This is a genomic window from Fodinibius halophilus (genome assembly GCF_011059105.1).
Lineage (GTDB): Bacteria > Bacteroidota > Rhodothermia > Balneolales > Balneolaceae > Fodinibius > Fodinibius halophilus.
In genome coordinates this window covers 1-430 of sequence record NZ_JAALLS010000081.1, presented here as the reverse complement: position 1 = coordinate 430, position 430 = coordinate 1, and the positions used below count along the sequence as shown (strand labels likewise).

The window sequence follows — 430 nt, the reverse complement described above, 5'->3', positions numbered from 1 at the left end:
TGATATTACGGCGGTCAATGATAACCCCACCTTAACCGGGTTGCCTTCAGAGGTTACGGTTACTGAGGACACTGAAAGCAATATCGACCTGTCGGCAATGGCGTTTGGAGATGTCGATGGGGATAATATAACAGTTACGCTGACTGCCTCAGCGGGCACGTTTAGCGTTCCTGCCGATGGATCGGGAGTGGGATCCGGAGTAACCACAACGAAGGTGAGTGCCACGGTAATTACGCTGGCCGGTTCGGTAGGGGACCTCAACACTTACCTGGATACTAACTCAAATATTAAATATACCGGGGATTCTAATGTGAATGGCAATGGTGCGGCCACGATATCGGTAGAAGCCAATGATGGTAATGGCTCCGGGGATGTTTCCTTTGGAAGCACGAATATTGATATTACGGCGGTCAATGATAACCCCACCTTA

General features: G+C 49.5%; 1 protein-coding gene. It reads left to right on the top strand.

The features are described 5' to 3' along the window. Nucleotides 1–430 (top strand): hypothetical protein (locus G3569_RS18255; RefSeq protein ID WP_165271521.1); only part of this gene is annotated, 430 nt, incomplete at both ends.